25 protein-coding genes and 1 pseudogene are annotated in these 26,997 nt (G+C 73.8%); 12 read left to right on the top strand and 14 right to left on the bottom strand.

Annotated elements, in window-relative coordinates:
* Both ACH01S_RS44240 and era read left to right on the top strand, forming a co-directional pair.
* Positions 1-1,196, top strand: a pseudogene (locus ACH01S_RS44240) (hypothetical protein); the annotation flags it as partial.
* Between the two features lie 43 nt (positions 1,197-1,239).
* Positions 1,240-2,163 carry a GTPase Era gene (gene era, locus ACH01S_RS01705; RefSeq protein ID WP_246236913.1) on the top strand — a complete coding sequence of 308 codons (924 nt, stop codon included), beginning with the start codon at positions 1,240-1,242 and terminating at the stop codon, positions 2,161-2,163.
* Here the strand turns inward: era and ACH01S_RS01710 are convergent.
* On the bottom strand, positions 2,154-2,954 hold the full coding sequence (locus tag ACH01S_RS01710) for a hypothetical protein (protein WP_067884549.1): 801 nt from the start codon (positions 2,952-2,954) through the stop codon (positions 2,154-2,156). The genes era and ACH01S_RS01710 overlap by 10 nt on opposite strands.
* 100 nt (positions 2,955-3,054) lie before the next feature.
* Here ACH01S_RS01710 and ACH01S_RS01715 point away from each other — a divergent pair, with 100 nt between their 5' ends.
* The 3 genes from ACH01S_RS01715 to leuA all read left to right on the top strand — a co-directional run bounded on the left by ACH01S_RS01715 (position 3,055) and on the right by leuA (position 6,380).
* Entirely contained in the window at positions 3,055-3,666 is a 612-nt protein-coding gene (locus ACH01S_RS01715) for a hypothetical protein (protein ID WP_067884551.1), read from the top strand.
* Position 3,667: 1 nt separating this feature from the next.
* Positions 3,668-4,462, top strand: a complete 795-nt coding sequence (gene ddaH, locus ACH01S_RS01720; protein WP_246236914.1) for a dimethylargininase — start codon at positions 3,668-3,670, stop codon at positions 4,460-4,462.
* A 190-nt stretch (positions 4,463-4,652) separates the two neighbouring features.
* Positions 4,653-6,380, top strand: coding sequence for a 2-isopropylmalate synthase (gene leuA / locus ACH01S_RS01725; protein ID WP_067884553.1), 1,728 nt, complete (start codon positions 4,653-4,655; stop codon positions 6,378-6,380).
* 46 nt (positions 6,381-6,426) lie between these two features.
* On the opposite strand, the gene ACH01S_RS01730 is transcribed toward leuA, so the two are convergent.
* A complete protein-coding gene (locus ACH01S_RS01730; protein ID WP_067884555.1) occupies positions 6,427-6,678 on the bottom strand; it encodes a protealysin inhibitor emfourin in 252 nt (83 codons plus the stop codon).
* Between the two features lie 4 nt (positions 6,679-6,682).
* On the bottom strand, positions 6,683-7,723 hold the full coding sequence (locus ACH01S_RS01735) for a M4 family metallopeptidase (RefSeq protein WP_083980178.1): 1,041 nt from the start codon (positions 7,721-7,723) through the stop codon (positions 6,683-6,685).
* A gap of 184 nt (positions 7,724-7,907) precedes the next feature.
* Between ACH01S_RS01735 and recO the strand changes: the two genes are divergently transcribed.
* Both recO and ACH01S_RS01745 read left to right on the top strand, forming a co-directional pair.
* The gene (recO, locus tag ACH01S_RS01740) at positions 7,908-8,690 is read left to right on the top strand and encodes a DNA repair protein RecO (RefSeq protein ID WP_067884557.1); all 783 of its coding nucleotides are present in this window, start codon (positions 7,908-7,910) and stop codon (positions 8,688-8,690) included.
* Complete coding sequence (locus tag ACH01S_RS01745) at positions 8,687-9,487, top strand: isoprenyl transferase (RefSeq protein ID WP_067884559.1); 801 nt, start codon at positions 8,687-8,689, stop codon at positions 9,485-9,487. Before recO ends, ACH01S_RS01745 begins: the two co-directional genes overlap by 4 nt.
* Positions 9,488-9,490: 3 nt before the next feature.
* Here ACH01S_RS01745 and ACH01S_RS01750 read toward each other — a convergent pair whose 3' ends face one another.
* The 7 genes from ACH01S_RS01750 to ACH01S_RS45695 all read right to left on the bottom strand — a co-directional run bounded on the left by ACH01S_RS01750 (position 9,491) and on the right by ACH01S_RS45695 (position 15,187).
* Entirely contained in the window at positions 9,491-9,916 is a 426-nt protein-coding gene (locus tag ACH01S_RS01750; RefSeq protein WP_067884562.1) for an OsmC family protein, read from the bottom strand.
* Between the two features lie 122 nt (positions 9,917-10,038).
* Positions 10,039-11,652, bottom strand: coding sequence for a M4 family metallopeptidase (locus ACH01S_RS01755; RefSeq protein WP_067884564.1), 1,614 nt, complete (start codon positions 11,650-11,652; stop codon positions 10,039-10,041).
* A 215-nt stretch (positions 11,653-11,867) separates the two neighbouring features.
* A complete protein-coding gene (locus ACH01S_RS01760) occupies positions 11,868-12,254 on the bottom strand; it encodes a Fur family transcriptional regulator (protein WP_067884566.1) in 387 nt (128 codons plus the stop codon).
* Positions 12,251-13,144 (bottom strand): metal ABC transporter permease, encoded by an 894-nt coding sequence (locus tag ACH01S_RS01765; RefSeq protein WP_067884615.1) that lies wholly within the window; start codon positions 13,142-13,144, stop codon positions 12,251-12,253. The genes ACH01S_RS01760 and ACH01S_RS01765 overlap by 4 nt, the downstream gene beginning before the upstream one ends.
* A gap of 5 nt (positions 13,145-13,149) precedes the next feature.
* The gene (locus tag ACH01S_RS01770) at positions 13,150-13,875 is read right to left on the bottom strand and encodes a metal ABC transporter ATP-binding protein (RefSeq protein WP_083980180.1); all 726 of its coding nucleotides are present in this window, start codon (positions 13,873-13,875) and stop codon (positions 13,150-13,152) included.
* The gene (locus tag ACH01S_RS01775) at positions 13,872-14,834 is read right to left on the bottom strand and encodes a metal ABC transporter solute-binding protein, Zn/Mn family (protein WP_067884569.1); all 963 of its coding nucleotides are present in this window, start codon (positions 14,832-14,834) and stop codon (positions 13,872-13,874) included. The genes ACH01S_RS01770 and ACH01S_RS01775 overlap by 4 nt, the downstream gene beginning before the upstream one ends.
* A 32-nt stretch (positions 14,835-14,866) precedes the next feature.
* Positions 14,867-15,187, bottom strand: a complete 321-nt coding sequence (locus ACH01S_RS45695; RefSeq protein WP_067884570.1) for a DUF6703 family protein — start codon at positions 15,185-15,187, stop codon at positions 14,867-14,869.
* Between the two features lie 28 nt (positions 15,188-15,215).
* Between ACH01S_RS45695 and ACH01S_RS01785 the strand changes: the two genes are divergently transcribed.
* From ACH01S_RS01785 to secD, 5 genes are all read left to right on the top strand, one after another.
* Positions 15,216-15,503, top strand: a complete 288-nt coding sequence (locus ACH01S_RS01785) for an antibiotic biosynthesis monooxygenase family protein (protein WP_067884572.1) — start codon at positions 15,216-15,218, stop codon at positions 15,501-15,503.
* Positions 15,504-15,642: 139 nt separating this feature from the next.
* Positions 15,643-16,980, top strand: coding sequence for a glycoside hydrolase domain-containing protein (locus tag ACH01S_RS01790; RefSeq protein WP_067884574.1), 1,338 nt, complete (start codon positions 15,643-15,645; stop codon positions 16,978-16,980).
* Positions 16,981-17,161: 181 nt separating this feature from the next.
* On the top strand, positions 17,162-18,550 hold the full coding sequence (locus tag ACH01S_RS01795) for a glycine--tRNA ligase (protein ID WP_067884576.1): 1,389 nt from the start codon (positions 17,162-17,164) through the stop codon (positions 18,548-18,550).
* A 216-nt stretch (positions 18,551-18,766) separates the two neighbouring features.
* The gene (locus ACH01S_RS01800) at positions 18,767-19,225 is read left to right on the top strand and encodes a hypothetical protein (RefSeq protein ID WP_067884578.1); all 459 of its coding nucleotides are present in this window, start codon (positions 18,767-18,769) and stop codon (positions 19,223-19,225) included.
* Positions 19,226-19,288: 63 nt separating this feature from the next.
* Positions 19,289-21,565 carry a protein translocase subunit SecD gene (gene secD, locus ACH01S_RS01805; protein ID WP_067884580.1) on the top strand — a complete coding sequence of 759 codons (2,277 nt, stop codon included), beginning with the start codon at positions 19,289-19,291 and terminating at the stop codon, positions 21,563-21,565.
* A gap of 39 nt (positions 21,566-21,604) precedes the next feature.
* Here the strand turns inward: secD and ACH01S_RS01810 are convergent, their stop codons facing one another.
* The 4 genes from ACH01S_RS01810 to ACH01S_RS01825 form a co-directional block, all read right to left on the bottom strand.
* Positions 21,605-22,654 carry a septum formation family protein gene (locus ACH01S_RS01810; RefSeq protein WP_067884582.1) on the bottom strand — a complete coding sequence of 350 codons (1,050 nt, stop codon included), beginning with the start codon at positions 22,652-22,654 and terminating at the stop codon, positions 21,605-21,607.
* Between the two features lie 128 nt (positions 22,655-22,782).
* Positions 22,783-23,964: a DUF4190 domain-containing protein gene (locus ACH01S_RS01815; protein ID WP_067884584.1), complete on the bottom strand. Its 1,182-nt coding sequence runs from the start codon at positions 23,962-23,964 to the stop codon at positions 22,783-22,785.
* A gap of 70 nt (positions 23,965-24,034) precedes the next feature.
* Positions 24,035-25,009 (bottom strand): septum formation family protein, encoded by a 975-nt coding sequence (locus tag ACH01S_RS01820; protein WP_148344564.1) that lies wholly within the window; start codon positions 25,007-25,009, stop codon positions 24,035-24,037.
* A 95-nt stretch (positions 25,010-25,104) separates the two neighbouring features.
* Positions 25,105-26,991, bottom strand: a complete 1,887-nt coding sequence (locus ACH01S_RS01825; RefSeq protein ID WP_246236915.1) for a glycoside hydrolase family 15 protein — start codon at positions 26,989-26,991, stop codon at positions 25,105-25,107.
* Positions 26,992-26,997 lie beyond the last annotated feature (6 nt).

Raw genomic sequence — 26,997 nt, forward strand, 5'->3', positions numbered from 1 at the left:
TCCAGGCGCGGGAGCGGCGGGCCGCCGCCATCGCCGACGCCCGCGCGTTCGGCGACGTCGGCCTGCTCGCCCGCGTCATCGTCAGCTTCGACGTCCCGACGCTGTGGACGAGCCGCGAGTACGGCACCCTCGACCGCGCCGTCGTCGACGCCGCCGAGGAGGCGCTCGACCGGCTCCCGGCGGACGAGCGCGAGCTGCGCGTCCGCCTGCTGACCACGCTCGCGATCGAGCTGGAGGGGGAGCAGCGCGACCGGGGCGTCACCGCGTCCGCGGAGGCGCTCGGCACGGCCCGCGACCTCGGCGTCCCCGAGCTGGTCGCCGTCGCGCTCAACGGCGCCTACATCAACGCCTACCGGTCCGCGGGCGGCCTGGCCGAGCGGCGCCGGTACGCCACCGAGCTGCTGGACCTCGCGACCGAGCACGACCTCGGGTCCTACCTCGTCCTCGCGCACCTGCAGCTCCAGCACGCGGCCGTCGCCGCGCTCGACCGGGACGCCGTGCGCCGCCACCTGGCCGAGGGGCACCGGCTCGCCGAGCAGTACGGCCTGCCGCTGCTGGCGAAGATCGCCGTCTGGGAGGGCGGGCTCATGCGCGCCTTCGGCGCCCCGCCGGACGAGGCCGAACGCGCCTACGAGCAGGTGAACGACACGATCGGCCGGACCCGGATCTGGTCGAGCGAGCAGGGCATGGCGTTCCTCGGGACGTTCGCCCTGCGGCTCGTCCAGGGCCGGGCCGGGGAGCTGGTGGACGGCACCGCCTGGCTGCACCGCCAGTGGGAGCACGTCGAGGCGACCGCCGACATCCACGCGCTCGCGCTCGCCGCCGCCGGGCGGGTCTGCGAGGCGCGCCGGGTCGCCGCGGGCGCCGGGCCCGTCCGGCGCGACTACTTCTTCGACCTGACCATGCCGGTGCGGGCGCTGCGCGCCATGGCCCTCGGCGACCGCGACCTCGCCGAAGCGGCGTACGCCGAGCTGCTCCCGTACGCCGGGCACTTCACGGGCGGGGCCACCGCCGTCGCCACCTTCGGCCCAGTCGCGCGGGTCCTCGGCGACCTCGCGCTGTTCCTGGAACGCCCGGCCGAGGTCGCGGCGGGGCACTACCGGGAGGCCGCGCGGGCCGCCGACCGGCTGGGCGCGCCCTACTGGGCCGAGGACGCGGCGTCCGCCCTCGCCCGCCTCGGCGCGCCCGCCGCCTGACCGGATGGCGGAAGCCCTGGTCCCGGTGGGCGACAATTGGACGGTGACGAGACTGGGAGACGGGACGCCCGAGGGGTTCCGCGCGGGGTTCGCCTGCTTCATCGGACGGCCCAACGTCGGCAAGTCGACCCTGATGAACGCCCTGGTCGGCACCAAGGTCGCGATCACCAGCAGCCGCCCGCAGACGACCCGCCGGGCGATCCGCGGGATCGTCCACCGGCCGGACGCGCAGCTCGTCGTCGTCGACACCCCCGGCCTGCACAAGCCGCGGACCCTGCTCGGGGAGCGGCTCGACAGCCTCGTCCGGTCCACGCTGACCGAGGTGGACGTGATCGGCTTCTGCGTCCCCGCCGACCAGCCCGTCGGGCCCGGCGACAAGTACATCGCCCGCGAGCTGGCGGGCGTGAAGAAGACCCCGGTCGTCGCGATCGTGACCAAGACCGACCTCGCCTCGCCCGACCAGGTGGCCGAGCGGCTCGCCGCGGTCGGCGGGCTCGGCGAGTTCGCCGACATCGTGCCCTGCTCGGCCGAGTCCGGGTTCCAGGTCGACCTGGTCGGCGACCTGCTGATCTCCCACCTCCCGGACGGCATGGCGCTCTACCCGGAGGGCGACCTCACCGACGAGCCCGAGCAGGTCCTCGTCGCCGAGCTGATCAGGGAGGCGGCGCTGGAGGGCGTCCGGGACGAGCTGCCCCACTCGATCGCCGTCGTCGTCGACGAGATGAGCCCGCGCGAGGGGCGCCCCGACCTCGTCGACGTCTACGCGCACCTGTTCGTCGAGCGGTCCAGCCAGAAGGGCATCATCATCGGGCACAAGGGGGCGCGGCTCCGCGAGGTGGGCGCGGCGGCGCGCCGCCAGATCGAGGCGCTGCTCGGCACGAAGGTGTTCCTCGACCTGCGGGTCAGCGTCCTGAAGGACTGGCAGCGCGACCCGAAGCAGCTCCGCCGCCTCGGCTTCTACGACTGATCCCGCTTCGGCTCCCCGGGCGCGTCCGTCCGGTCCTCGGGCTCGGGTTCGGGATGGGCGCCGGGCTCCTCGCGGCGGCCCCACGCCTGGTCCTCCTGAGGCCACACCGCGTAGGGGTCGGCCTGATACCGCGGATCCGCGTAGTAGTGCTGGCCCTGGTCGTACTGCGGGTACTGCTCCGCGACGGCGGCCCGCCGCCGCGGCCTCGACACGCGCTCGCCGACCGGGCGGGCCAGGCTGAACCCCACCACCAGCAGTGACGTGATCACCGCCGTGTACCAGCCGTAGCGGACGGTGATCTGGTAGCCGACGTCCAGCCCGCTCTGCGGCAGGTTGTCGCGGACGTCGCCGAGCCGCAGCACGAACACCCCGCACACCAGCAGGGCGAGCGTCCCGGGGATCGCGGCGAGGCCGCCGATCCGGGGGTCCCGGCCGAGCAGGTCGCCGAACGCGAGCGCGATCGCGATCACCGCCAGCACCGGGACGGCGAGCACGAGGTCGTCGGCGTCGATCCCGGCGACGCTGCCGATGTCGCGGCCGACCGGCTGCCCGAACAGCTCGACGACGACCGACGCGTGCGCCCACGGCAGGAACGCCGACACCACGAGGACCGCCGCGGCGGCGATCAGCGCGAGCGTCCACGCGGCGCCGCCGTACCGCGCGGGCCGCTCCGGCGCCGGTGCGGCCGGCGCCGGCGGCTCCGCCGGATGCGGCGGATAGCCGTCGACGGGCGGCAGGAAGGACGGGCGCGACCGCGCGCGGCCCGCCTCGGAACCCAGGTCACCGGTCATGAACCCAGCGTAAACGCAGGGACGCCGTTGGCCGGGACGGCCACGTCGGGCCCCGCCGATCGGTACTTTGTAAGGAGTCCGTTATGGGAGGAGAACCCCGGTGTTGCTCGTTTTCGGCCTGACGGCGGTGTTCCGTACGGTCAGCGAGGGGACGTTCCACTGCCCGCAGTGCGGGGGTGACCGCGCCTACCGGAGGCGGACCGGGCGGCGCTGGCTGTCGGTGTTCTTCGTCCCGCTGGTGCCGCTGTGGCGGCTCGGCCAGTCCGTGGAGTGCCGGACGTGCCGGGCCCGCTTCCCCGTCTCGGCCCTGCGGACCCCGACCGCGCAGCGGATGGCGGAGACCCTCGCGGCGGGCATGCGGGCCGCGGCCGCGCTGGTGCTCCGCGCGGGCGACCCCGGGAACGCGGCGGCCCGCGCCCGCGCCGTCGAGACCGTGACCGGCTACGGCGAGCCCGAGTACGACGGCGAGGCCATCGACGCCGACCTCGCGCTGCGCCGCACGTTCCTGGAGCGCGAGGTCGTCGGCGCCGGGGCGCAGCTCGCCGTGGAGGCCAAGGAGTGGTTCCTCGCGCAGGTCGTCCGGATCGGGCTGGCCGGCGGGCCGCTCGGCGAGGCGCAGCGGCGCGAGCTGCACGGCATCGCCGACCTGCTCGGCATGTCGCCCGCCTACGCCCTCGGCGTGATCGTGACCACCGAGGGAGCTGCGCGCTGAGATGTGGACCGCTCCCGACACCAGGTCCGCGCGGATGACGCCCGGGACGGGCCGCGCCCTCGTCCGGGCCCCCGGCCCGCGCCTCGCCGAGGGCCTCGTCACGCACGCCGAGCGCCGTCCGGTGGACGTCGCGCTCGCCATGCGCCAGCACGCCGCCTACACCGCCGCGCTGCGGTCGGCGGGCTGGCGGGTCGGCACGGTCGCCGCCGCCGACGACCAGCCCGACGCCGTGTTCATCGAGGACGCCCTGGTCGTCTGCGGGGACCTCGCCGTCCTCGGCCGGTCCGGGGCGGCGGTCCGGCGCGGCGAGCTGCCCGGCGCGGAGCGGGCGGCGCGCGACCTCGGCCTGCGGATCGAGCGGATCGAGGCGCCCGGCACCCTGGACGGCGGCGACGTCCTCGCCGTCGGCGACACCGTCTACGTGGGGCGCGGCGCCCGGACGAACGAGGAGGGCATCTGCCAGCTCGCCCGGCTGCTCGGCGGGCGGCGGGTCGTCCCGGTGGACGTGCGCGGCTGCCTGCACCTCAAGTCGGCGATGACCGCGCTGCCGGACGGCGGGCTGATCGGCCTGCCCGAGCACGTCGACACCTCGGTGCTGCCGTGCCTGCGGGTCGTCCGGGAGCCGTCGGGCGCGCACGTGGTGGTCCTCGGGCCCGACCACGTGCTCATGGCGGCGTCCGCGCCGCGCACGGCGGCGAGCCTCGCCGCGGACGGTCTGCGCGTCACCAGCGTCGACATCAGCGAGTTCGAGGCCCTCGACGGCTGCGTGACCTGCCTGTCCGTGCTCGTCCCCTGACACGCGGGCGTCTCAGCATCCGGACGCCGGTTTCCGGAACCCGGATGTCATCTGTTAACTTGGCCGACGTGACGCGTGCGCTGCTCCTCCTTAGCGGCCGCAGCGGGGGCCTGTAACCGGCCGGCTCCCTCGCTGCGGGGCTTCGGCGTGGACGCCCGGCCGCGAGGTTCGAGCAGAGAGATCTCATCGCATGTATCCGCAACAGCAGTCCTCCGGCATGCCGTTCCAGCGCTACCGCCCGTTCACCCCGGTCAGGCTCGCCGACCGGACCTGGCCGGACGCGGTGATCACCGAGGCGCCGCGCTGGTGCGCGGTCGACCTGCGGGACGGCAACCAGGCCCTGATCGACCCCATGGACGCGGGCCGCAAGCTCCGCATGTTCGAGCTGCTGGTCCGCATGGGCTACAAGGAGATCGAGGTCGGCTTCCCGGCGGCGAGCCAGACCGACTTCGACTTCGTCCGGCAGATCATCGAGGAGGACCGGATCCCGGACGACGTCGTCGTCCAGGTGCTGACGCAGGCCCGTCCCGAGCTGATCGAGCGGACCTTCGAGGCGGTGCGCGGCGCCAAGCAGGCCATCGTCCACCTGTACAACTCGACGAGCACGCTCCAGCGCCGCGTGGTGTTCGAGCAGGACCGCGAGGGCATCACCGCGATCGCGGTCGAGGGCGCCAAGCTGTGCGCCAAGCTCGCCGAGGACATGGGCGACACCGAGATCTTCTTCCAGTACTCGCCCGAGTCGTTCACCGGCACGGAACTGGAGTACGCGGTCGAGGTGTGCAACGCCGTCACCGACGTGTGGAAGCCGACGCCGGAGAAGAAGGTCATCGTCAACCTGCCGGCGACGGTCGAGATGGCCACGCCGAACGTGTACGCCGACCAGATCGAGTGGATGAGCCGCAACCTCGCCCGCCGCGACTCGGTCGTCCTGTCCCTGCACCCGCACAACGACCGGGGCACCGCCGTCGCCGCCGCCGAGCTCGGCTACATGGCGGGCGCCGACCGCATCGAGGGCTGCCTGTTCGGCAACGGCGAGCGTACCGGCAACGTGTGCCTGGTCACGCTGGGCCTGAACCTGTTCACGCAGGGCGTCGACCCGCAGATCGACTTCTCAGACATCGACGAGATCCGCCGCACCGTCGAGTACTGCAACCAGCTGCCCGTCCACGAGCGGCACCCGTACGGCGGCGACCTGGTGTACACCGCGTTCTCCGGCTCCCACCAGGACGCCATCAACAAGGGCTTCGACCACCTGCGGCGCGACGCCGAGGCCGCCGGGCTCCCGGTGGAGGAGTACCGCTGGGAGGTCCCGTACCTGCCGATCGACCCGCACGACGTGGGCCGGACGTACGAGGCCGTGATCAGGGTGAACAGCCAGTCCGGCAAGGGCGGCGTCGCCTACGTCATGAAGACCGAGCACTCGCTGGAGCTGCCGCGCCGGCTGCAGATCGAGTTCTCCCGGGTCGTGCAGCGGCACACCGACAGCGAGGGCGGCGAGGTCACCGCCGAGCTCATGTGGGACATCTTCCAGCGCGAGTTCCTCACCGGCGGCCCGCGCGCGGGCCTGCTGGCGCACCGCGCCACGTCCCGGGTGGACGAGAAGGACGCGCTGAGCTGCGACATCCGGCTGGACGGCGAGATCCGCGAGATCGAGGGCGTCGGCAACGGCCCCGTCTCGGCGTTCGAGGACGCGCTCGCCACCGTCGGGATCGACGTCCGCGTCCTGGACTACGCCGAGCACGCGATGAGCGCGGGCGGCGACGCCCGCGCCGCCGCCTACGTCGAGTGCGAGGTCCAGACGGGGGACGGCGCGGCCGCGACGGTGTGGGGCGTCGGCATCGACGGCAACATCGTCACCGCGTCGCTGAAGGCGATCCTGTCCGCCGTGAACCGGGTGGCCCGCGACAGCGGGCGGTGACGGGGGCGGGGACGGACGGCGGGGGGCGCGCGGCGCCCCCCGGCCCCTACACTCCACCGAGCACGTGGTGGACCAGTTCCCGGAGGGGGCCGTGCAATTGGGCCTCCCCGACGGTCGCGCGGTCGCCGTCGATGTCGATCTCGTAGAGGAACTGGTCGGGGATTCGGCCGGGCGGGGGAATCGATTTCAGGTCGACGCGCCCGACGAGCCGCGTCAGCATGGGATCGCTGGCGCTGTCGGACTCGGCGCGCCGTTCGATCCCGGCGAATCCCCCGCTCCGGACGACTGTCACTCTCACTGCGCTATCCGTTCGCCTCCGTGGGGACGCCTACCCCCGTCCAGGCCCGGTTCACCGCCTTCGTCTCGTCGGCGCCGGCCCCGTACAGGCGGGTGGCCGTGCGGACGGTCTCCGCCGCGAAGCCGGCGAAGTCGACGTCCGTGGCCAGTGTCCCGCCGGTGAGCGTTTCGTACCAGACGCGTCCGGCCTTTTCCCACGCGTTTCCGCCGAGGGCGGTCGCGGCGAGGTAGAAGGCGCGGTTCGGGATGCCCGAGTTGATGTGGACGCCGCCGTTGTCGCGGTGGGTGTTGACGTAGTGGTCCATGTGCCCCGGCTGCGGGTCCTTGCCGAGCCGCGGGTCGTCGTAGGCGGTGCCGGGCTCCTTCATGGAGCGGAGCGCGACGCCGTGGACGCCGGACGCGAGCAGCCCCTGCCCGATGAGCCAGTCGGCCCGGTCGGCGGTCTGCTTGAGGTGCCACTGCTTGATCAGCGAGCCGAACACGTCCGACACCGACTCGTTGAGCGCCCCGGACTGGCCGTAGTACTCCAGGTTCGCGGTGTACTGCGTGACGCCGTGGGTGAGCTCGTGGCCGGTGACGTCGAGCGGCCCGGTGAACTCGGTGAACAGGGCGCCGTCGCCGTCGCCGTACACCATCTGCTCGCCGTTCCAGAAGGCGTTGTCGTAGTCGTTGCCGTAGTGGACGGTCGAGACCATGTGCAGCCCGGCGCCGTCGATCGAGTTGCGCCGGTAGGCGGCCTCGAAGAAGTCGAACGTCGCGCCGAGCCAGTCGTAGGCCTGGTCGGCGACCTTGTCGCCGGTGGCGGCGGCGCCCTCGGCGCGGACGGCCCGGCCCGGCAGGTCCTCGCGGTGCCGCGCGTCGTGGATCGTGCGGTTCGGGACGAAGTCCTCGTTCGGGGCGGGGGCCTCGGCCGGGGCCGTCCGGCGTTCGGCGGCGTAGGCGGACGTGAGGGCCAGCGTCCGGCGGGCGCGGGCGCGCAGGGCCGGGTCGTCGGCGTCTCTGGCGATGCGTTCCAGCATGTGCGGCGGCACGATGTGGCATCTCATGCCACAACGCTGCCAGCCCGCCGGGGATCGAGCCAGGACTTTCGCCATGACGCTACGGCCGAATCCGGTCACGGTACGTAATTGTCATCCGACGGGGAGGAGCCGTCCGGGGGACATGTGAAGAACCTGGGGAGATGCCTGGTGGGACGCCGGGGCACCGGACGCCGTGCGTCAGAATGAACGGGTGACCCTGTACCGCGACGAAGGCATCGTCCTGCGCACCCAGAAGCTGGGCGAGGCCGACCGCATCGTGACGGTGCTGACCCGGCGCACCGGCCGGATCCGCGCCGCCGCGAAGGGGGTGCGCAAGACCAGGTCGCGGTTCGGGGCGCGGCTGGAGCCGTTCACCCACGTCGACCTGCAGCTGTACGAGCGGCGCTCGCTCGACCTGATCACCCAGGCCGAGACGCTGCGCCCGTACGGGGAGGCCCTCGTCGCCGACTACCCCCGCTACACGGCGGGGACGGCGATGCTGGAGACCGCGGAGAAGCTGACGAGCGAGGAGGGCGAGCCCGCGCTGCGGCAGTTCCTGCTGCTCGTCGGCGGGCTGCGGACGCTCGCCGAGCGCGGCCACGACCCCCGGCTCGTCCTGGACGCGTTCCTGCTGCGCTCGCTGTCGGTCGCCGGGTGGGCGCCCGCGCTGGACGAGTGCTGCCGCTGCGGCGTCCGCGGCGGGCTGCGCGGGTTCGCCATCGCGGCGGGCGGCGCGGTCTGCGCGAACTGCCGCCAGCCGGGCGCGGCGACCCCGGCGGCGCCGACGTTCGCGCTGATGCTGGCCCTGCTGCGCGGCGACTGGGAGTACGCGGACGGCAGCGAGCAGCGGCACCGCGCGGAGGCCAGCGGCCTCGTCGCCGCCTACCTGCAATGGCACCTGGAGCACGGGATCCGCTCGCTGCGCCACGTCGAGCGCGAACCCGGGCCCGGCCAGGACGCCGGGTCCGCCGACACCACCGAGGAGAGAGTTTGAGAAGGGCCGTTTCGCCCCCGGAGCCGCACCGGGACGGCGCCACCCCGCCGCCGATCCCCGCCGGGCTCGTCCCGCGGCACGTCGCCATCGTCATGGACGGCAACGGCCGCTGGGCCAAGGAGCGCGGGCTGCCCCGCACCGAGGGGCACAAGCGCGGCGAGGACTCCCTCTTCGACGTGATCATGGGGGCGATCGAGCTCGGCGTCCCTTACCTGTCGGCCTACGCCTTCTCCACCGAGAACTGGAAGCGGTCCCCGGACGAGGTCCGCTTCCTCATGGGCTTCAACCGGGACGTGATCCGCCGCCGCCGCGACCAGCTCCACTCGATGGGCGTCCGGGTCCGCTGGGCGGGCCGCCGCCCCCGGCTGTGGCGCAGCGTGATCAAGGAGCTGGAGACGGCCGAGGAGATGACGCGCGACAACGACGTCCTCACCCTGCAGTTCTGCGTGAACTACGGGGGCCGCGCGGAGATCGCGGACGCGGCCGCCGCGATCGCCCGGGACGTCCGGGACGGCCGCCTCAACCCCGACAAGATCAACGAGCGGGTGTTCGCCCGCTACCTCGACGAGCCCGGCATCCCGGACGTCGACCTGTTCCTGCGCTCGTCGGGGGAGCAGCGCACGTCCAACTTCCTGCTGTGGCAGTCGGCGTACGCGGAGATGGTCTTCCTCGACACGCTCTGGCCCGACTTCGACCGGCGGCACCTGTGGCACGCCTGCGAGCTGTACGCGTCGCGGGACCGCCGGTACGGCGGCGCGGTCCCGAACAGCACGGAACCCGCCGCCGCCACCGGCTGACGGCTAGACGAGAGCGGCGTCCAGGGTGATGGTGGTCCCGGCCAGGGCCTTGCTGACCGGGCAGTTGGCCTTGGCGTCCTGGGCGGCCTTCTCGAAGTCGGCGGCGGACAGGCCCGGCACGCTCGCGCGGACGGTCAGGTGGATGCCGGTGATGCCCTCGCCCGGCTGGAAGGTGACCTCGGCCTTGGTGTCGACCTTCTCCGGGGGCGTGCCGGCGCCGGCGAGCCCGTGCGAGAGCGCCATCGAGTAGCAGGTGGAGTGCGCGGCGGCGATGAGCTCCTCGGGGCTCGTCCGGCCGGCCGGCTCCGCGGACCGCGATGCCCAGGTCACCTCGTAGGTGCCGAGCTTCGACGAGTCGAGCGAGACCTTGCCCTGGCCTTCGAGGAGGGAACCTTCCCAGTGCGCGTTTGCGGTACGTGTCGTTGCCATGCCCCGATTCTCTCGCATGGCCTCCGCGCCGATTCACCGAACCGCCCCATCCGGCGCCCCGCGCCCGGGAGGCCGGGCGCGGGGCGTCCCGGCCCCCGGGACGGGGTTTCTGAGCGGCGTTCCTAAGCGACGTTCACCGCGGACCAGGCGGCGGCGACGGCGCCGTACTGCGCGCCGCCCGCGCCGAACAGGTCCCTGGCCGCGTTGAGGGTCGCGGTGCGCGCGGCCTTGTAGTCGGTCGAGGACGTCATGTACGTGGTCAGCGCCCGGTACCAGATCCGCGTGGCGGCGTCCCGGCCGATCCCGGCGACGGTCGAGCCGTTGGACGTCGGGCTGTCGTAGGACACGCCGTTGATCGTCTTCGCGCCGCTGCCCTCGGACAGCAGGTAGAAGAAGTGGTTCGCGACGCCCGACGAGTAGTGCACGTCGAGGTTCTTCGTGCCGGACGACCAGGAGTCGGGCGAGCTGCCGTCCCTGCTGGGCCGGTCCATGAAGCGCAGCGCGGGCTTGCCGAAGCCGGGCAGGACGACCTCCTCGCCGACGAGGTAGTCGCCGACGTCGGCCGGGTTGTTCGCGTAGAACTCGACGGCGGCGGCCATGATGTCGGACGTCGCTTCGTTCAGCCCGCCGGACTCGCCGCTGTAGGTGAGGTTCGCGGTGGCGCTGGTGACGCCGTGGCTCATCTCGTGCGCGGCGACGTCCAGGGACGTGAGCGGCCCGAGCTGGGCGCCGTCGCCGTCGCCGTAGGTCATGCAGAAGCAGGAGTCGTCCCAGAAGGCGTTGGCGTACTTGTCGCCGTAGTGGACGCGGTTGAACGACCCCTTGCCGTCGCCGCCGATGCCGGTCCGGCCGAAGACGGTCTTGTAGAAGTCCCATGTCACGGCGGTGCCGAACTGGGCGTCGACGGCGACGGTGGCGCGGTCGGCGGTCGTCCCGCTGCCCCAGTGGTTGTCGGCGTCGGTGAAGATGGTCGCGGGCGCGCGCCGGACGCACCAGATGAGCACGCAGAGGTCGGTCTGGCCGCCGGCGTCGCCGGTGTAGGTGTTGCCGCGGGTCGGGTCCTTGAGCTGGTAGACGCCGCCGGACTTCGTCGTCTCCAGCGGGACGGTCCCCGTGTAGAGGGACCTGCCGTCCCCGGCCTCGGTGCGGATCGTCTCCTCGCGGAGCAGGACCTCGCCGGTGGCGGCGTCCACGGAGGTCAGGACGCGGCTCGGCGTGCCGTCCGCCCGCCTGCCGGTGGTCTGGACGCGCCAGGCGAGCCGCGGCCGGTGGTCGGCGGTGCGGGCCTCGACGACGAGCGCGGGCGGGCCCTGCGCCTTCCGGTGCGCGGTGAGCGCCTTCCTCTCGGCGGCCTTGGCGGAAAGCTCGGGGGTGGCGTCGGTCGGCGCGGCGGCGAGCGTGCCGCTGCTGCCGCGCCATGCGCCGGACGCCGACTGGTGGACGACGACGTCCCCGCCGAGGACGGGGAGGCCGTCGTAGGTCCGCGTCATGCGGGTGTGGGACGCGCCGTCCCGGTCCATCAGGACCCGGACGACCTTGAACGCCTGCCCGTCCCCGGAGCGCAGCTCCGCGCCGCGCGAGGCGACCGCGCCGAGCGCGCGCGCCGCCGCCTTGCCGGGATCGGGCGGGGACGGCGCCCGCCGCGCGGCCGCGGGCGCCGCGAGGGCGCCGGTCGCGAGGAGGATCGCCGAGGTGAGGAGCACGGTTCGTCGGCCGGTGAACGCCCGTCTTGTCATGAACGCCCTCTCGTGCGGGCGCCACGCACCCCCGCGGAGCCCGCCGTCGGGCCCGCCGTGGCGACACGACATTTATGACATAGGCGTATTCACAGGTTGATGTAGCAATGTGCCAAGGATTGCACACAGAGCGTGTCAACTACGCGCCTTGTCGGCGGGGACGGCGCGTCATCCGCCGGTCGCGCAAGGTCAGCGGACCGGGCCGCGGCGAGGTCTCAGCGGGACTTCGCGGCGCAGTCGCCGCAGGTCCCGAACACCTCGACGGTGTGGGTGATGTCGCTGAAGCCGTGCTCGCGGGCGATCGCGTCCGCCCAGCGCTCCACGGCCGGGCCCTCGACCTCCACCGTCCGGCCGCAGTCGCGGCAGACGAGGTGGTGGTGGTGCTGCTCGGTCCGGCAGGCGCGGTAGACGGCCTCGCCCTCGTCGGTGCGCAGCACGTCGACCTCGCCCGCGTCGCTGAGCGCCTGGAGCGCCCGGTAGACCGTGGTGAGGCCGATCTTGGAGCCGTCCGCGCGCAGGTCGGCGTAGATGTCCTGGGCGCTGCGGAACCCCTCGCAGCCCGTGAGCACCTGCCGCACCGCGTCCCGGCGGGCCGTCGTCATCCTCCAAGTACCTCCGCCTCGGCGTCCACCCGCGTCTGCGCGCCGGGTCCGGCGGCGGGGACGCCGTCCCCGGCCGTACCGGCCCGCGCGCGCCTGCGACGCGCCACCGAGCCCCCGGCGACCGCGGCCACGAACAGCGCAAGCGCCAGCAGGACGATCGTGGGGCCCGGAGGCAAATCGTACTTGAAGGAGCCCGCGAGGCCGGAGACGGCCGACAGCACGCCGAGTCCCATCGCGGCCAGCATCGTGCCGCGGAACCCGCGCGCCAGCTGCTGCGCCGCCGCCACCGGGACGATCATCAGCGCGCTGACCAGCAGCAGCCCGATCGCCCGCATCGAGATCACGACGGTCACCGCGGCGGTCGCGGCGATCAGCACGCCGAGGAACCGGACGGGCAGGCCCGCCGCCCGCGCGACCTCCTCGTCCTGGCAGAGCAGGAACAGCTCCCGGCCGAACACCGCGACGATCCCGAGGACGGCCGCCGCGAGCCCCGCGACGACGTACAGGTCGGTCATGGTCACGCTGGTGATCGAGCCGAACAGGTAGGACTGGAGGCTCGTCCCGCCGCCGCCGTTGGCGTTGGTGAGGATCACGCCGCCCGCGAGGCCGCCGTAGAACAGCAGGGCGAGGACGACGTCCGCGCCGCTGCGGCTGCGGGCCCGCAGCACCTCGATCGCGACCGCGCCGAGCACCGACACGACCAGCGCGGCGAGCACCGGCGACGTGCTGGTGAGCAGCCCGATCCCGATCCCGGTGAGCGCGATGTGGCCGATGCCGTCGCCGAGCAGGGACAGCCTGCGCTGGACGATGAACGTCCCGACGGCGGGCGCGGTCAGCCCGATCAGCACCGCCATGACCAGCGCGATCCGCATGAACTCGTAGTGCAGCATCCCGTTCACGCGGCGCTCCCCGCCGTCCGGCGCACGCGGTCGTGGCGGACGACGCGGCCGTCCCGCAGCTCGACCGTGCGTGTGATGAGCGGCTCCATGGGGCCGAACTCGTGCGTGACGAGCACGATCGTCTTCCCGGCCTCGGCCAGGCCGCGCAGGGCGGCCGCGAGCGCCGCCTGGCTGTGCGCGTCCACGCCCGCCGTCGGCTCGTCCATCACGAGGACGTCGGGCTCCCCGGCGAGCGCGCGGGCGATGAGCACCCGCTGCTGCTGCCCGCCGGACAGCAGGTGCGCCGACTCGCGGGCGCGCCCGGCGAGGCCGACCGTCTCCAGCGCGCGGTCGACCGCGGCCCGGTCGGCGGCGCGGTCGGCGAACAGCGACGGCAGCCAGCGCGACGTCCGGCCCACCCGGCCGGAGGCGACGACCTCCCGGACGGTCGCGGGCACCCCGCCGCCCATCGGCAGCCGCTGCGGGACGTACCCGATCCGCCGCCAGGCGCGGAACCGCGCGGGCGGCACGCCGTAGATCTCGACCCGGCCGCCCGCGAGGGGCACGAGCCCGAGCAGCGCCTTGACCAGCGTCGACTTGCCCGCCCCGTTCGGGCCGACGACGGCGAGCACGTCGCCGGACTCCACCCGCAGGTCGACGCCGGACAGCACGTCGCGGCCGTCCCGCCGGACGCGTCCGCCGGTCATCGTGAACGGGTGGTTGCCGGTGGAGGTGTCGTTCATGTGCACTCCAGCGCGGGACGCAGCGTCCGCAGATTGTCCTGCATGATCGTGAGGTAGTCGGCGGACGCGCCGTCCGCGACGCCCTCCGCCGGGTCGAGCACGGCCGTCCGCACCCCGGCCTCGCGCGCCAGCGCCCGCGCGACCTTGGGGCTGACCAGCGTCTCGGTGAAGATCGTCGTGGCGCCGGCGGCCGCGACCCGGCGCGCGAGGTCGGCCATCCGCCGGGGCGACGGCTCGCCCGCCGGGTCGACCCCGGCGACCGGGATCTGGCGGAGCCCGTAGCGGTCGGCGAGGTAGCCGAACGCGGCGTGCGCCGTGATGATGTCGCGGCGGGCGCAGGCGCGCAGGCCGTCCCGGAACGCGCGGTCGAGCGCGCCGAGCGCGGCGGCGGTGTCCGCGGCGCGCCGCCGGTACCCCGCCGCGTGCGCGGGGTCGGCGGCGGCGAGCCGCGCGCCGAGGGCGGCCGCGACGGTCGCCATCCGGCTCGGGTCGAGCCAGATGTGCGGGTCGAAGGGCGCCTCCGCGTGGCGGACGCCGTCGTGCGCCTCCTCGTCGTCGGTCTCGCCGGGCGGCGGAAGGGTCCGCACCACGCTCGCGGCGTCCAGCGACCGGCCCTCGGCGTGGCCCTTCACGGCGTCGTCCACGGCGGGCTGGACGCCCTTCACGTAGACGGTGTGGTCGGCGTCCTCGACGCTCGCGACCTGGCGCGCGGTCAGCTCCAGGTCGTGCGGCTCGGCGCCGGGCTCGGTGAGCGTCCGGACGACGACGTCGCCGCCGCCGACCCGCTCCGCCAGCCACGCGACCGGGTAGAACGAGGCGACCACGACGGCCTTGCCGGGCGGGGCGTCCGCGCCCGCGTCGGCGCAGGCGACCGCCCCGGCGGCGAGCCCGGCGAGGGCCAGGGCAGCCGCTCCGGCGCGGCGCGCGCGGGCATGCTTTTGGACGGAAAAGCGAGGCACTCGCCGATTATGTCCGAGAATGAAAATGATTGTCAAAATCGTCCGAGGCCGCGCCCCAGCGCGAAGCCCACGAGGACGGCCAGCGCGACGACCCGCAGCGCCCGCCCGGAGCCGTCCAGCGCGGGCCAGTTCAGGCAGGCGAACCAGGCCAGCGCCGCCGCGAGGACCAGCACCCCGGCCGCGGCCACCCAGCCCGTCCCGGCCATCCCGACCACCAGCAGGACGAACACGGCGACGAGCAGCACCCATCGCGGCAACCGGTGCAGGAACACCACCGGCGCCGCGCTCACCCGCTCGACCGTCGCCCGCAGCCCGGTGGCCCGCTCGCCCCGCCGCCCGTCTCTCGTCTCCACGTGCCCAACGTACTGCCAGGATGGACGGATGATCGCGATAACCCGGTACCGGGTGCCAGGCGAGGACGCCGACGGCTTCGCCGAGCGGATGACCGCGGTGCTGACGGCGCTGTCCGCCGCGCCCGGCTTCCGCGCCGGACGGCTCGCCCGGACCGTCGACGACCCCGGCCTGTGGGCCCTCGTCACCGAGTGGGACGGCGCGGGCCACTACCGCCGCGCCCTCGGCGACTACGGGGTGCGGACGCAGTTCATGCCGCTCGCGGTGATGGCCGTGGACGAGCCGGGCGCCTACGAGGTCATCTCCTCCGCCGGTTAGGGGAAACGGCGGGGCAAGAAGCGCCCCGGCCGGTTTCGGGCCCCCTGACCAAGGTCATCTTTGCCGCGTCACGATCATGCCGAGGCCCGCCGGGGCAGCCGCCCGCGAGGGGTCCGGCGTCTCGTCGGGGGGAGATGTGATGCGCCATGCCGCTCTGTCCGGGGGCGTCCTGTCCGGGGCCGTCCTGCTCAGCGGGGCCGCGGCCGTCCCTCTCGTCCTCGCCGTCCTCGGCGCGCCCGCCGCGGGGACCGCGCCCGACCGGGCCGCCGCGCTGAGCGGGCCGTCCGCCGCCCGGGGCGACGCCGCGCCGCGCGTCGTCCGGTACCGGGGGCTGCGCGTCCCCGTCCCGGCGGGCTGGGAGGTCCACGACCTGGACCGCGACCCGACCCGGTGCGTCCGCTTCGACCGGCACGCCGTCTACCTCGGCCGGCCGGGGCCGCAGCCGGACTGCCCGGCCCGGATCGTCGGCCGGACCGAGGCCGTGCACATCCAGCCCGCGGACCGCGCCGCCGGGGACGGCCGCCTGACCGCGACGGTCGTCCACCCCCGCCAGTTCGCCACGCTGACGATCGCGCGTTCGGTCGACCACGAGGCGCGGCTCGCCCTCCCCGAGGCCGGGCTCACGATCACCGGGGTGTACGGGACGGACCCCGCCGCGCTCCAGCGGCTCCTGCGCGGCACCCGGCTGTCGGGGGGCGACCGGCCCGCCGGGCCGTCCCCGGCGCCCCCGCCCGACGTCCGGCGCGAGCACCCGCCCCGGCCCGGCGGCAGCGGCGGCGCACCGGCGCTCCACCGCCCCTGGGCGAAGGGCAAGGGGTTCGACACGTGCTCGGCCCCGTCCCTGCCGACCATGAAGGCGTGGCGGCGGGCGTTCAAGGTCACCAACATCTACATCGGCGGAGCGGCGCGCGGCTGCGCGCAGCCCAACCTCACGAGCTCGTGGGTGAGCGGGGTCCGCGCGATGGGCTACCGCGTGACGCCCACCTACGTCGGGCTCCAGGCGCCGTGCGGCTCCCGCCGGCAGCGCTTCACGGCGAAGAACGCCGCCGCCCAGGGCCGGAGGTCCGCCGTGGACGCCGCCCGCAAGGCGCGGGACCTCGGCATCCGCGAGGGCGCGCCGATCTACTACGACATGGAGGCGTACAAGCACGGGCGGCCCGCCTGCCGGGCGGCCGTCCTCCGCTTCGTGGACAACTGGGTCCGGCGGCTGCGGACCGAGGGCTACGTGCCGTGCCTGTACGGCAGCGCCAGGTCGGCGATCCGGGACGTGGGCCGGGCGACCGGGATCCGCCGTCCCGCCGCCGTCTGGTTCGCGAACTGGGACGGCAGGCCGAGCGTGTACGGCGACCCGTTCGTCCCGGACGCCCGGTGGCGCCCGCACCGCCGCGTCAAGCAGTACCGGGGCGGCCACCGGGAGAGGCACGGCGGGGTCGCCCTGAACATCGACAGCGACATGGTCGACGGCCGGGTCTACTAACGGCCGCGTCTTCCAGCGGTCTACTAGACTCGCGCGTGCCCTAAGCTGGGGATGCCCGCGGCCGCAGGTGGAAGACCGCGCCGGGGGATCACCGGGGATCGCACTCGCCGCCGCCCGCCGCAGCCGCGGGACCGGGGCGCACTCAATGTCCCGCCGACCGCCAGCCGGATGGAGAATTCTCATGGCACGCCGTTCCGATGTGCTGGACACGATCGTCAACCTCGCCAAGCGACGGGGCCTGGTCTACCCGTCGAGCGAGATCTACGGCGGGCTCCGCGCCTCCTGGGACTACGGGCCGCTCGGCGTCGAGCTGAAGAACAACGTCAAGCGCCAGTGGTGGAAGTCCATGGTGCAGGGCCGCGACGACGTCGTCGGCCTCGACTCGTGCGTCATCCTGGCGCGCGAGGTCTGGGAGGCCAGCGGCCACGTCCAGGCGTTCGTCGACCCGCTCACCGAGTGCCAGTCCTGCCACAAGCGCTTCCGGGCCGACCACCTGGAGGAGGCCTACCAGGAGAAGCACGGCCGCCCGCCCGCGGCCGGCCTCGCCGACATCACCTGCCCGAACTGCGGCGTCAAGGGCGCGTTCACCGAGCCGAAGATGTTCAACGGGCTGCTGAAGACCTACCTCGGCCCCGTCGAGGACGAGTCCGGCCTCGCCTACCTGCGCCCCGAGACGGCGCAGGGCATCTTCATCAACTACAAGAACGTCGAGCAGTCCGCGCGGCGGAAGGTCCCGTTCGGCATCGGCCAGATCGGCAAGTCGTTCCGCAACGAGATCACGCCCGGCAACTTCATCTTCCGGACCCGCGAGTTCGAGCAGATGGAGATGGAGTTCTTCGTCAAGCCCGGCTCCGACGAGGAATGGCACCAGTACTGGATCGACGAGCGCATGCAGTGGTACGTCGACCTCGGCATCCGCAAGGAGAACCTGCGGCTTTACGAGCACCCCGCCGAGAAGCTGTCGCACTACTCCAAGCGCACCGTCGACGTCGAGTACCGGTTCGACTTCGTCGGCGGCGAGTGGGGCGAGCTGGAGGGCATCGCCAACCGCACCGACTACGACCTGTCGACGCACTCCAAGGCGTCCGGCGCCGACCTGTCGTTCTTCGACCAGGAGGCGGGGGAGCGGTTCGTCCCGTACGTGATCGAGCCCGCGGCGGGCGTCGACCGCTGCACGCTCACGTTCATGATGGACGCCTACGCCGAGGACGAGGCCCCGAACGCCAAGGGCAAGATGGAGAAGCGCATCGTCATGCGGCTCGACCGGCGGCTCGCCCCGGTCAAGGTCGCGGTGCTGCCGCTGTCGCGCAACGCCGACCTGTCGCCGAAGGCCCGCGACCTCGCCGCGCGGCTCCGCAAGAGCTGGAACGTCGACTTCGACGACGCGGGCGCGATCGGCCGCCGCTACCGCCGCCAGGACGAGATCGGCACCCCGTTCTGCGTCACCGTCGACTTCGACACGCTGGAGGACGACGCGGTGACCGTCCGGGAGCGCGACTCGATGACGCAGGAGCGCATCTCGATCGCCCAGGTCGAGTCGTTCCTCGCCGCGCAGCTCATCGGCTGCTGACCCTTCGACGCGCCGTGACGGGCCGTCCCCGGCCGGGGGCGGCCCGTCCGCGCGTCCGGCGGCGGGCCGGGCGGGGGTTCCCGCGCGGGCGCGGCGGCGTCCCGCGGGGCCGGAACCTGGGCTAGGTTGGCTGGAGCGGACCGGCCGGAAACGGAGCCGTCCGCCGCCGTCGCCCGACGGCGCCACCGCATGACGAGCGACCAGGGGAGGGGCGGGATGCGCGAGCCGCGTCGTCCGGCCTCGGCCCTCGCCCGGCTGCTGATCCTCGCGCTCGGCCTCGTCGGCGTCGTGGCCGGTCCCGCCGGGGCGGCGACGCACGGCGCGGCGGCCTCCACCGGGGTCGTCAGCGCCGTAAGGACCGGGGCGGCGCAGCAGGCCCCGGCCCGGCCGCGGACCCCGGCCAAGCACCGGCAAGCCCACCGCACGTCCGCGCACGCGGCGCGGCTCGTCCATGTGACGCGGCCCGTCCCGGCGGCGCGGCTCGTGCACGCGGCGCAGGCCGGGCATCTCGTCTTCGCCGGGCATCCCGTCCACGCGGCGCTGCCCGCGGCGGGCGTCGACGTCCGGCCGCCGTCCGGGCGCGTGTCCCGGGCCGACGCCGTCCCCGGCTCGCCGGACGTCCCCCCGGCGGGCGCCCCGCGCGGCCGCGCACCCCCCTCCCTCCCACGGATCTGAGCCCTAGCCAGCGGCGCCGCACCGACCTCGGGTGCGCCGCCGAAGTCCCGTGTGGAGGTTCCCTTGACTCGCGCCAACGTGGTGCGGGCGGTACTGGCGTTCGCCGTGCTCGCCACATCGTTCTACTTCGCCTGGTCCAAACCCGCCCGCCTCGGCCTCGACCTCCGCGGCGGGACGCAGATCGTCCTCGAAACCCAGGACTCGCCGACCGTGAAGGCCGACCGCAAGTCCACCGACCGCGCCCGGGAGGTGCTGCACCGGCGGGTCGACGCGCTCGGCGTCGCCGAGTCGTCGATCACCCGGTCCGGCGACCGGCGGCTGATCGTCGAGCTGCCCGACGTCCAGGACCCGGCCGAGGCCGCCGCGACGCTCGGCAAGACCGCGCAGCTCACCGCGCATCCCGTGCTCCCCAACACCGGCAAGCCCGCGCAGGGGCAGCAGCTCATTCCGGACGAGTCCGGGCAGCAGATCCTCATCGGCCCGGCCGCGCTGACCGGGGCGGGCGTCGGCTCGGCGAGCGCCGTCTACGACCCGCAGAACATCGGCGGCTGGGCCGTCAACGTCGACTTCAAGGGCGGCGGCGGCAAGACCTGGGAGAAGCTCACCGCCAAGGCGGCGTGCGCGGCCGGGGACGAGCGGCGCGTCGCGATCGTCCTGGACGGCAAGGTCATCTCGTCCCCGCAGGTCACCGAGAGCGTGCCGTGCGGCGTCGGGATCACCGGCGGCTCCACCCAGATCACCGGGAGCTTCGGCGCGGACGAGGCCAAGGACCTGGCCGCGCTGATCGAGGGCGGCTCGCTGCCCGTCCCGGTGAAGGTCATCGAGCAGCGGGTGGTCGGGCCGACGCTCGGCGACCAGGCGATCGACGCCAGCGCCCGCGCCGCCGTCATCGGCATCATCCTGACCGGCCTGTTCATCGTGGCCGTCTACCGGATCGTCGGCCTGCTCGCCACCGTCGCGCTCGCCGGGTACGCGCTGATCTCCTACGCCGCGCTCGTCGCCGTGGGCGCGACGCTCACGTTGCCGGGGCTCGCCGGGTTCGTCCTCGCCATCGGCATGGCCATCGACGCGAACGTCCTCGCCTTCGAACGCGCGAGGGAGGAACGGGCGGCGGCCCCCGGCCGCGGAGCGCGCGCGGCGCTCGCCGTAGGGTTCGACAAGGCGTGGTCGGCGATCGCCGACAGCGCCGTCACCACGCTGCTGGCGGGCGCGCTGCTGTTCTTCCTCGCGTCCGGGCCGGTGAAGGGGTTCGGCGTCACGCTGACGATCGGCGTGCTGGCGTCCCTCGTGTCGGCGATGCTGCTCAGCCGGGTGCTCACCGACGCCGCCGCCGCGCGCTTCCCGAAGCTCACCAAGGGCCGGGCCGGCGGCCTCGCCGGGGCCGGACGGATCCGGCGGTGGCTGGAGGAGAGCGGCCCCGACCTGATGAAGCGCAGCCGCCTGTGGCTCGGGGTCTCCGGGCTCGCCGTCGTGCTCGCCGCGACCGGGATCTTCAGCCGCGGGCTGAACTTCGGCGTCGAGTTCACCGGCGGGCGGCTCGTCGAGTACTCCACCAGCCGCCACGTGGACATCGACGCCGCCCGCGCCGCCGTGTCCGACGCCGGGTTCCCGCGCGCCGTCGTCCAGACGTCCGGGAAGGACGACATCTCCGTCCGGACGTCCGACCTGACCAACGAGCAGGAGAAGCGCATCCAGGACGCGCTCGCGAAGGAGGGCGGCGGCGCGACCAAGCAGCGCGACGAGCTGATCGGGCCGAGCCTCGGCGACGAGCTGCGCAAGAAGGCGCTGATCGCGCTCGGCGTCGCGCTGCTCGTCCAGCTCGCCTACCTGACGATCAGGTTCCGCTGGACGTTCGCGACCGGCTCGGTCGTCGCCATGTTCCACGACATCGTGATCGTCACCGGCGTGTTCGCCTGGCTCGGCAAACCGATCGACGGCGTCTTCCTCGCCGCGCTGCTCACGATCATCGGGTACTCGGTGAACGACTCGGTCGTCGTGTTCGACCGCGTCCGGGAGCTGTGGGGCGCGCAGCCGAAGGGGCGGTTCGCGGCGATCGCGAACCGGGGCGTGCTGCAGACCGTCCCGCGGACGATCAACACCGGGATGGGCGCGCTGTTCATCCTCGCGGCGCTCGCCGTCCTCGGCGGGGACTCGCTGACCGACTTCGCGATCGCCCTGCTGATCGGCATCGTCGTCGGGACGTACTCCAGCGTGTTCACCGCGACGCCGATCGCGGTCGTGCTGGAGCGGTACGCGAAGGCGCCGCCGCCGCAGCGCAAGGGCGGGCCGTCCCGCCGTCCGGCGCGGCGCTCGGCGAACGACTCCGGCGCGGTCGTCTGACGGCATCGGTGGCCCCCGGCGGAGGCCGGGGGCCACCGGTCAGCGCCGCAGCATCGACTTCTTCAGGGGCTTCTTGTCGGCCTCGCCGAGGCAGACCGCGGTCCGGATCCCGGCTTTCCACTCGTTCTCGACCGGGTACGCGAAGCGCACCATCTCCGGGCGCTCGCGGGGGCTGAAGCCGTCCGGCCAACGCGCGTCGCAGCCCGCCTTGGCCTTCCGCTGGAGCGCCTTGTCCCCCGGGTACGGGCCGGAGGGCAGCCTGTAGACGGCGTACACCTGCGACCAGTGCGCCTTGTCGCAGGGCAGGAGGCTCTGTGCGATGGAGCCCTCCGCCCAGGCGGCGAGGCAGTCGCCGCGGCGCAGCTCCCGCCAGAGCCTCTTGCTCGGATCGAGGGTCTCGGCGAGCGGCACGGTGAGCTTCGCCGGGCCGATGTAGCGCAGGATGCAGAGCGTGCGGCGGTCCCCGGCGTCCCAGCCCGGCTTGTTCGGCGGGATGGCGTACGCCTCCAGGTGCTCGGCGTACCGGCTCTTCATCAACTGGGCCGTCTTGTAGTGGCACGCGTCGCTCGCCCGCTCCAGGACCTCCCTGTCGCCGGGCCACGGGTCGCGGGGGAGCCGCAGTTCGGCGACGGCCTCGCCCTCGTGCGGCCGCGAGCAGGGCATGGCCGTGACGGGGGACCTGCTGGAGACGCCCTCCAGCCCGGTGAAGCAGTCGCCGACGTGGAGCATCCCGGGCAGCAGTTTGTCCTTGCCCGTGACGTGCCCGGACTCGTCGCGGTCCGCGGTGAGCAGCGAGGTCGCGACGAGCACGGCCGCGATGACCGCGACCCAGGCGGCGGCCGCGACGAGGCCGGCCACGGCGAGCCCCCTGCCCCGCTCGCCCCGGCGCCCGGTCTGGACGAACGCGGCGACGGCGAACCCGATCGCGAACAGCACGAGCCCGAACAGCCCGCAGAGCAGCGCCACGATCGCGAACGGGTTCGTGCGCCGCCGGGGCGCGGCGGGCAGCGGTCCGTGGGGCGCGACCCAGCCCGGGGCGGACGCGGGGACGTCGGTCTGGTCGCCGTCAGGGGGCGGTGGCGTTGTCACGGGCAGAAAGCTAGCCAGCGCGTCTGGCGAAAGCCCCATTTCCGGCGACCCGTCGCCAACTCGTGATCAACTAGAGACCATAGAGGAACATTTTCATCTCTTAAGGTGAATCGGCTCGCCGCCGGAGGTCAGCCGGGCAGCAGCGGCTCGTCCACCCGGCGTCCCTCGCTCGCGTAGCAGACGACCGTCCGGATCCCGGCCTCCCACTCGACCTCCTTCGGGTACACCCACGCGAACTGCTTCGGGGTCCGGTGCCCGCGGAAGACCTGCCTCAGCAGGCGCTCGCAGCCCGCCTCCGCCCGCCTGCCCGTCGCGTCCCTGCCCGGATACGGGCCCGGCGGGAGGGTGAAGGTCTCGTACACCTGGTTCCAGTAGTCCTCGACGCACACCCCGATGCGCTGGGTCGGGAACTCGCCGTCCCACTTGCCCAGGCAGTCGCCTCGGGACAGCTCCTGCCACCCCTTCAGGTGGGGGTCCAGGGTCATGCCGAGCGACGCGGTGGGCTCCTCCGGGCCGGTGTAGCGGAGGACGCAGAGCACCGTGCGGTCCCCGTCGCGCCACCTCTTCTCGTTCGGCAGGACGGCGTAGGGCGTCAGTCGCCGGTAGTACGGGCTCCGCCTGAACCGCAGCGTCTTCGGGTAGCACGCGCTCGTCGCCTGGTGCAGGGTCTCCGCGTCGCCCGGGTACGGGCCGTCCGCCAGCCGCGCGTCGGCGACCACCTCGCCGTCGTGCATCTGAATGCAGGGGATCGTCCTGACCAGGGCCGGAATGGCCTTCCCCTGGAACCCGGTGAAGCAGTCGCCGGTGCGCAACGCGGTGGCCATGACGAGGTCCGTGCCGGTGACGTGCCCCGACTCGTCGCGGTCGGCGGTGAACAGCGAGCCCGCGGCGACGGCCAGGGCGATGACGACGCCGATCGTCCAGGCGGCGGACGCGAGGATCCCGCCCGCCGCGAGCCACCTGCCCCGCTCGCCGCGCCGCCCGGCCTGGACGAGCCCGGCGACGCCGAACCCGACGCCGAACAGGACGAGCCCGAGCAGCCCGGTGACGAGCGACGCGATCGCTAGCCGGTTCGTCCGGGGCAGGGCGGCCGCCGGGGGCGTCCCGTAGGCGTGTCTCGGGTTCCAGGCTCCGTGCTCCCGAAACCCCGGCCCCGGAGGTAACGCGCCCGGCGCGGCGCCGGGAGGCGCGGCGGACTCCACCGCGGGCTCGCCGATCGCGGCCCAGGCCGGACCGGACGGCCGCGGGACCCCGTCCTCGGCGTTCCCCGCGTTCTCGGCGTCCTCGTCGGGGGGCGATGGCGTCGTCACGCCAGAAAGCTAACCTTCATGATCGACAAATGGGGCATTTCCGGCGGCTGTCGCCAACTCGTGATCATTTTCAGCGCCGCATGAGGGAACGCGTCAGCGGCTCGCCCTTGCTCACGATGAGGCAGTACAGCAGCCGGTCGCCCTGCGCCCAGGTCTCCCGGCTCGGCCGTATGTACATCGGCTCCGCGGACTTCGGCGGGCTCATCGTCAGGACGCGCAGCGCCCGCGCGGCGCAGCGGGCGTCCGAGGCGTCGTCCATCTTCCGCTCTCCGGGGTACGGGCCGCTCGGCAGGGTGAGCTTGGCGTACAGCTGCGCCTCGTGGCTCTCCGTGCACTCCACGACGGGATGCCGGTCCTCCCGCCAGTGGAACTTCTCGATGCAGGCGCCGGGTTCCAGTTCCGGACGGTAGGTGCTCCTGGCGTCCGCCGTGTCGCTGAGAGGCCCGACGAGCTGGTCGGGCCCGGTGTGGACCAGCACGCACGTGGCCTCGCGCTCGCCCTTGCGCCAGGCGTCCTCGTCGGGCAGCGCGATCCGGAGTTCGAGGTCGGCCGCCGAGGGGACCTTGGTGAGGAACGCCGTCCGCTCCTTGCACAGGTCCGTCGCCTGGGCGCGGAGCCCTTCGGCGCCGGGGAACGCGCCGTCCCGCAGCGTGGCCTTGGCGCCGACCTCGCCGCTGTGGCCGCGGTCGCACGGCCGCCGGACCGCCGCCGGATCGGCGTAGTCCTCGGTGTACCCGCTGAGGCACTCGCCCGCCGCCAGGGACGCCACCGCCACCATGCCCGCCGGGACCGGACGGCCGCGGGACCCGCCGTCGTCGGCGGTGGACCGGACGACCGCGAACACGCCCGCCCCGGCCAGGACGAGCACGGCGAGCCCGGCGCCGACCGCGACCGCCGCGCGCCGCCTCGTCCGCGCGGGCGCCTCCTCCACGGGGACGGGCGCGAAGACGGCCGGTCCCGGCGTGGTCGCGGCCGCGGGCGGGTCGGGCGGCGCCCAGCCGCGCGCGTCCGGTCCGTCGCCGCCAGGGGAGGGTGGTGTGGTCACGGCCGGAACGGTAGCCGGGATAACCCGGGCATAACGGGTGTTCTGACGGCAGTTGTCAGGTTGTGATCATCCGGGTCGGCGCCCGCCGACCGCCGTCACGCCAGCGGGGACTGGGGCTCGTCGTTCTCGGCCCTGATGACCTGCATGACCGCGTTGATCAGGGCCAGGTGGGTGAACGCCTGCGGGAAGTTGCCGAGGTGGCGCCCGGTGTGCGGGTCGATCTCCTCGGCGTAGAGCTGCAGCGGGCTCGCGTAGGACAGCAGCTTCTCGCACAGCGCCCGCGCCCGGTCCAGCTCCCCGATCATCACCAGCGCGCTGACCAGCCAGAACGAGCAGATCGTGAACGTCCCCTCATCGGAGTCGAAGCCGTCGTCGGTCTCCGCGGCGCGGTAGCGCAGGACGAGGTCGTCCTCCGACAGCTCGTCGGCGATGGCGAGGACGGTCTCCCGCACCCGCTTGTCGTCGGCGGGCAGGAAGCCGAGCAGCGGGATCAGCAGCGCGGACGCGTCCAGCGCCGAGGCGCCGTAGTGGGCGGTGAAGACGCCGCGCTCGTCCAGCGCGTGCGCGAGCACGTCGGCGTGGATCTCGTCGGCGGCGGCCTGCCAGCGGCGGGCCCGGTCGCGGTCGCCGCGGATGCGGGCGAGCCGGGCGCCGCGCTCGGCCGCCACCCAGCAGAACACCTTGGACGAGGTGAAGTGCCGGGGCTCCCCGCGCACCTCCCACATGCCGCGGTCGGGGGCGCGCCAGTTGGCGAGCGCGTCCTCCACCTGCTTGATGATGATCTTCCAGAGCCGGTCGTCCAGCCGGTCGCGCTTGCGCACGAACAGGTAGATCGAGCCGATGATCGCGCCCCACACGTCGTGCTGGGCCTGCTTGTACGCCTCGTTGCCGATCCGGACCGGGCGGGCGTCGTCGTACCCGGTGAGGTGGTCGAGCGTCGACTCGGGCAGCTCCTCCCGGCCGTCCAGCCCGTACATGATCTGGAGTCGGCCCTCGGCGGCCTCGGCGACGTCGGTGATGAAGTAGAAGAAGTCGTTGGCCTCCCAGTCGTAGCCGAGGGTGTAGAAGGCCCACAGCGCCATCGTGGAGTCGCGGATCCAGGTGTAGCGGTAGTCCCAGTTGCGGTCGCCGCCGGGCGACTCGGGCAGGGACGTCGTCGCCGCCGCGGCCACCGCCCCGGACGGCCCGAACGTCAGCCCCTTCAGCGTCAGCGCGCCGCGCTGCAGGTGGCCGCGCCACGGGTGGTCGGGGAACCGGCCCCGGTCGAGCCAGTGCTGCCAGTGGTGGACGGTCCAGGTGAGCCGCTCGCGCGCGTCCGCCCAGGACGACGGTGCCGCGTGCTCGCTCCACGACAGCGCCACGAACCGGGACTCGCCCTGCTTCAGCAGGGTCCGGGCGGTGGCGAGCGACCCCTCGAACCCGACGTTCATGTCGGTGGTGAGCCGCAGCCCGAGCCCGTCGCCGCGCGCGACGGCCTCGTGGTACCCGGCCCCGGTGTGCTCCCAGCGGGCCGGGAGCCGCCCGTAGTCGAACACCGGCATGCAGTCGAGCCGGACCTGGACCTGGCCGTTCACGCACTCCACCATCCGCAGCAGGACGTGGTCGGCGTCGTAGTCGGTCGGGGCCCTGCGGTGCGTATGGGAACGTTCCGTTTCGTGGTGCCACGGGCCCATCAGCAGGGCGTCGGTCACCACGAGCCAGCCGCCGTGCACCCACCAGGTGGTCTCCATGACCATGGTGCCGGGGACGTAGCGCTGCGCGGCGGGCACCTCGACGCCCGCCGGGCCGACCCGGAAGTACCCGGCGTCGCGGTCCAGGATCGACCCGAAGACGCTGGGCGAGTCCATCTTCGGCAGGCACATCCACTCGATGTTGCCGCTCGGCGCGACCAGCGCCGTCGTCTCGCAGTCCGACAGGAATCCGAAATCGGCGATCGGGGCGAACGGGTCCCCCGCCCGGCCGCCGGCGACCTTCGGCCTCACAGCCTC

The sequence above is a fragment of the Actinomadura chibensis NBRC 106107 genome (assembly GCF_001552135.1).
GTDB classification, from domain to species: domain Bacteria; phylum Actinomycetota; class Actinomycetes; order Streptosporangiales; family Streptosporangiaceae; genus Spirillospora; species Spirillospora chibensis.

Coding starts and splice junctions, on each gene's coding strand:
- ACH01S_RS01755 (WP_067884564.1), bottom strand. CDS start 11,652: ATGACAAGACGGGCGTTCACCGGCCGACGAACCGTGCTCCTCACCTCG.
- ACH01S_RS01800 (WP_067884578.1), top strand. CDS start 18,767: ATGCGCGAGCCGCGTCGTCCGGCCTCGGCCCTCGCCCGGCTGCTGATC.
- ACH01S_RS01760 (WP_067884566.1), bottom strand. CDS start 12,254: ATGACGACGGCCCGCCGGGACGCGGTGCGGCAGGTGCTCACGGGCTGC.
- ACH01S_RS01735 (WP_083980178.1), bottom strand. CDS start 7,723: ATGAGATGCCACATCGTGCCGCCGCACATGCTGGAACGCATCGCCAGA.
- ACH01S_RS01750 (WP_067884562.1), bottom strand. CDS start 9,916: ATGGCAACGACACGTACCGCAAACGCGCACTGGGAAGGTTCCCTCCTC.
- ACH01S_RS01710 (WP_067884549.1), bottom strand. CDS start 2,954: ATGACCGGTGACCTGGGTTCCGAGGCGGGCCGCGCGCGGTCGCGCCCG.
- ddaH (WP_246236914.1), top strand. CDS start 3,668: ATGTGGACCGCTCCCGACACCAGGTCCGCGCGGATGACGCCCGGGACG.
- ACH01S_RS01765 (WP_067884615.1), bottom strand. CDS start 13,144: ATGCTGCACTACGAGTTCATGCGGATCGCGCTGGTCATGGCGGTGCTG.
- ACH01S_RS01790 (WP_067884574.1), top strand. CDS start 15,643: ATGCGCCATGCCGCTCTGTCCGGGGGCGTCCTGTCCGGGGCCGTCCTG.
- ACH01S_RS01785 (WP_067884572.1), top strand. CDS start 15,216: ATGATCGCGATAACCCGGTACCGGGTGCCAGGCGAGGACGCCGACGGC.
- ACH01S_RS01770 (WP_083980180.1), bottom strand. CDS start 13,875: ATGAACGACACCTCCACCGGCAACCACCCGTTCACGATGACCGGCGGA.
- ACH01S_RS01795 (WP_067884576.1), top strand. CDS start 17,162: ATGGCACGCCGTTCCGATGTGCTGGACACGATCGTCAACCTCGCCAAG.
- leuA (WP_067884553.1), top strand. CDS start 4,653: ATGTATCCGCAACAGCAGTCCTCCGGCATGCCGTTCCAGCGCTACCGC.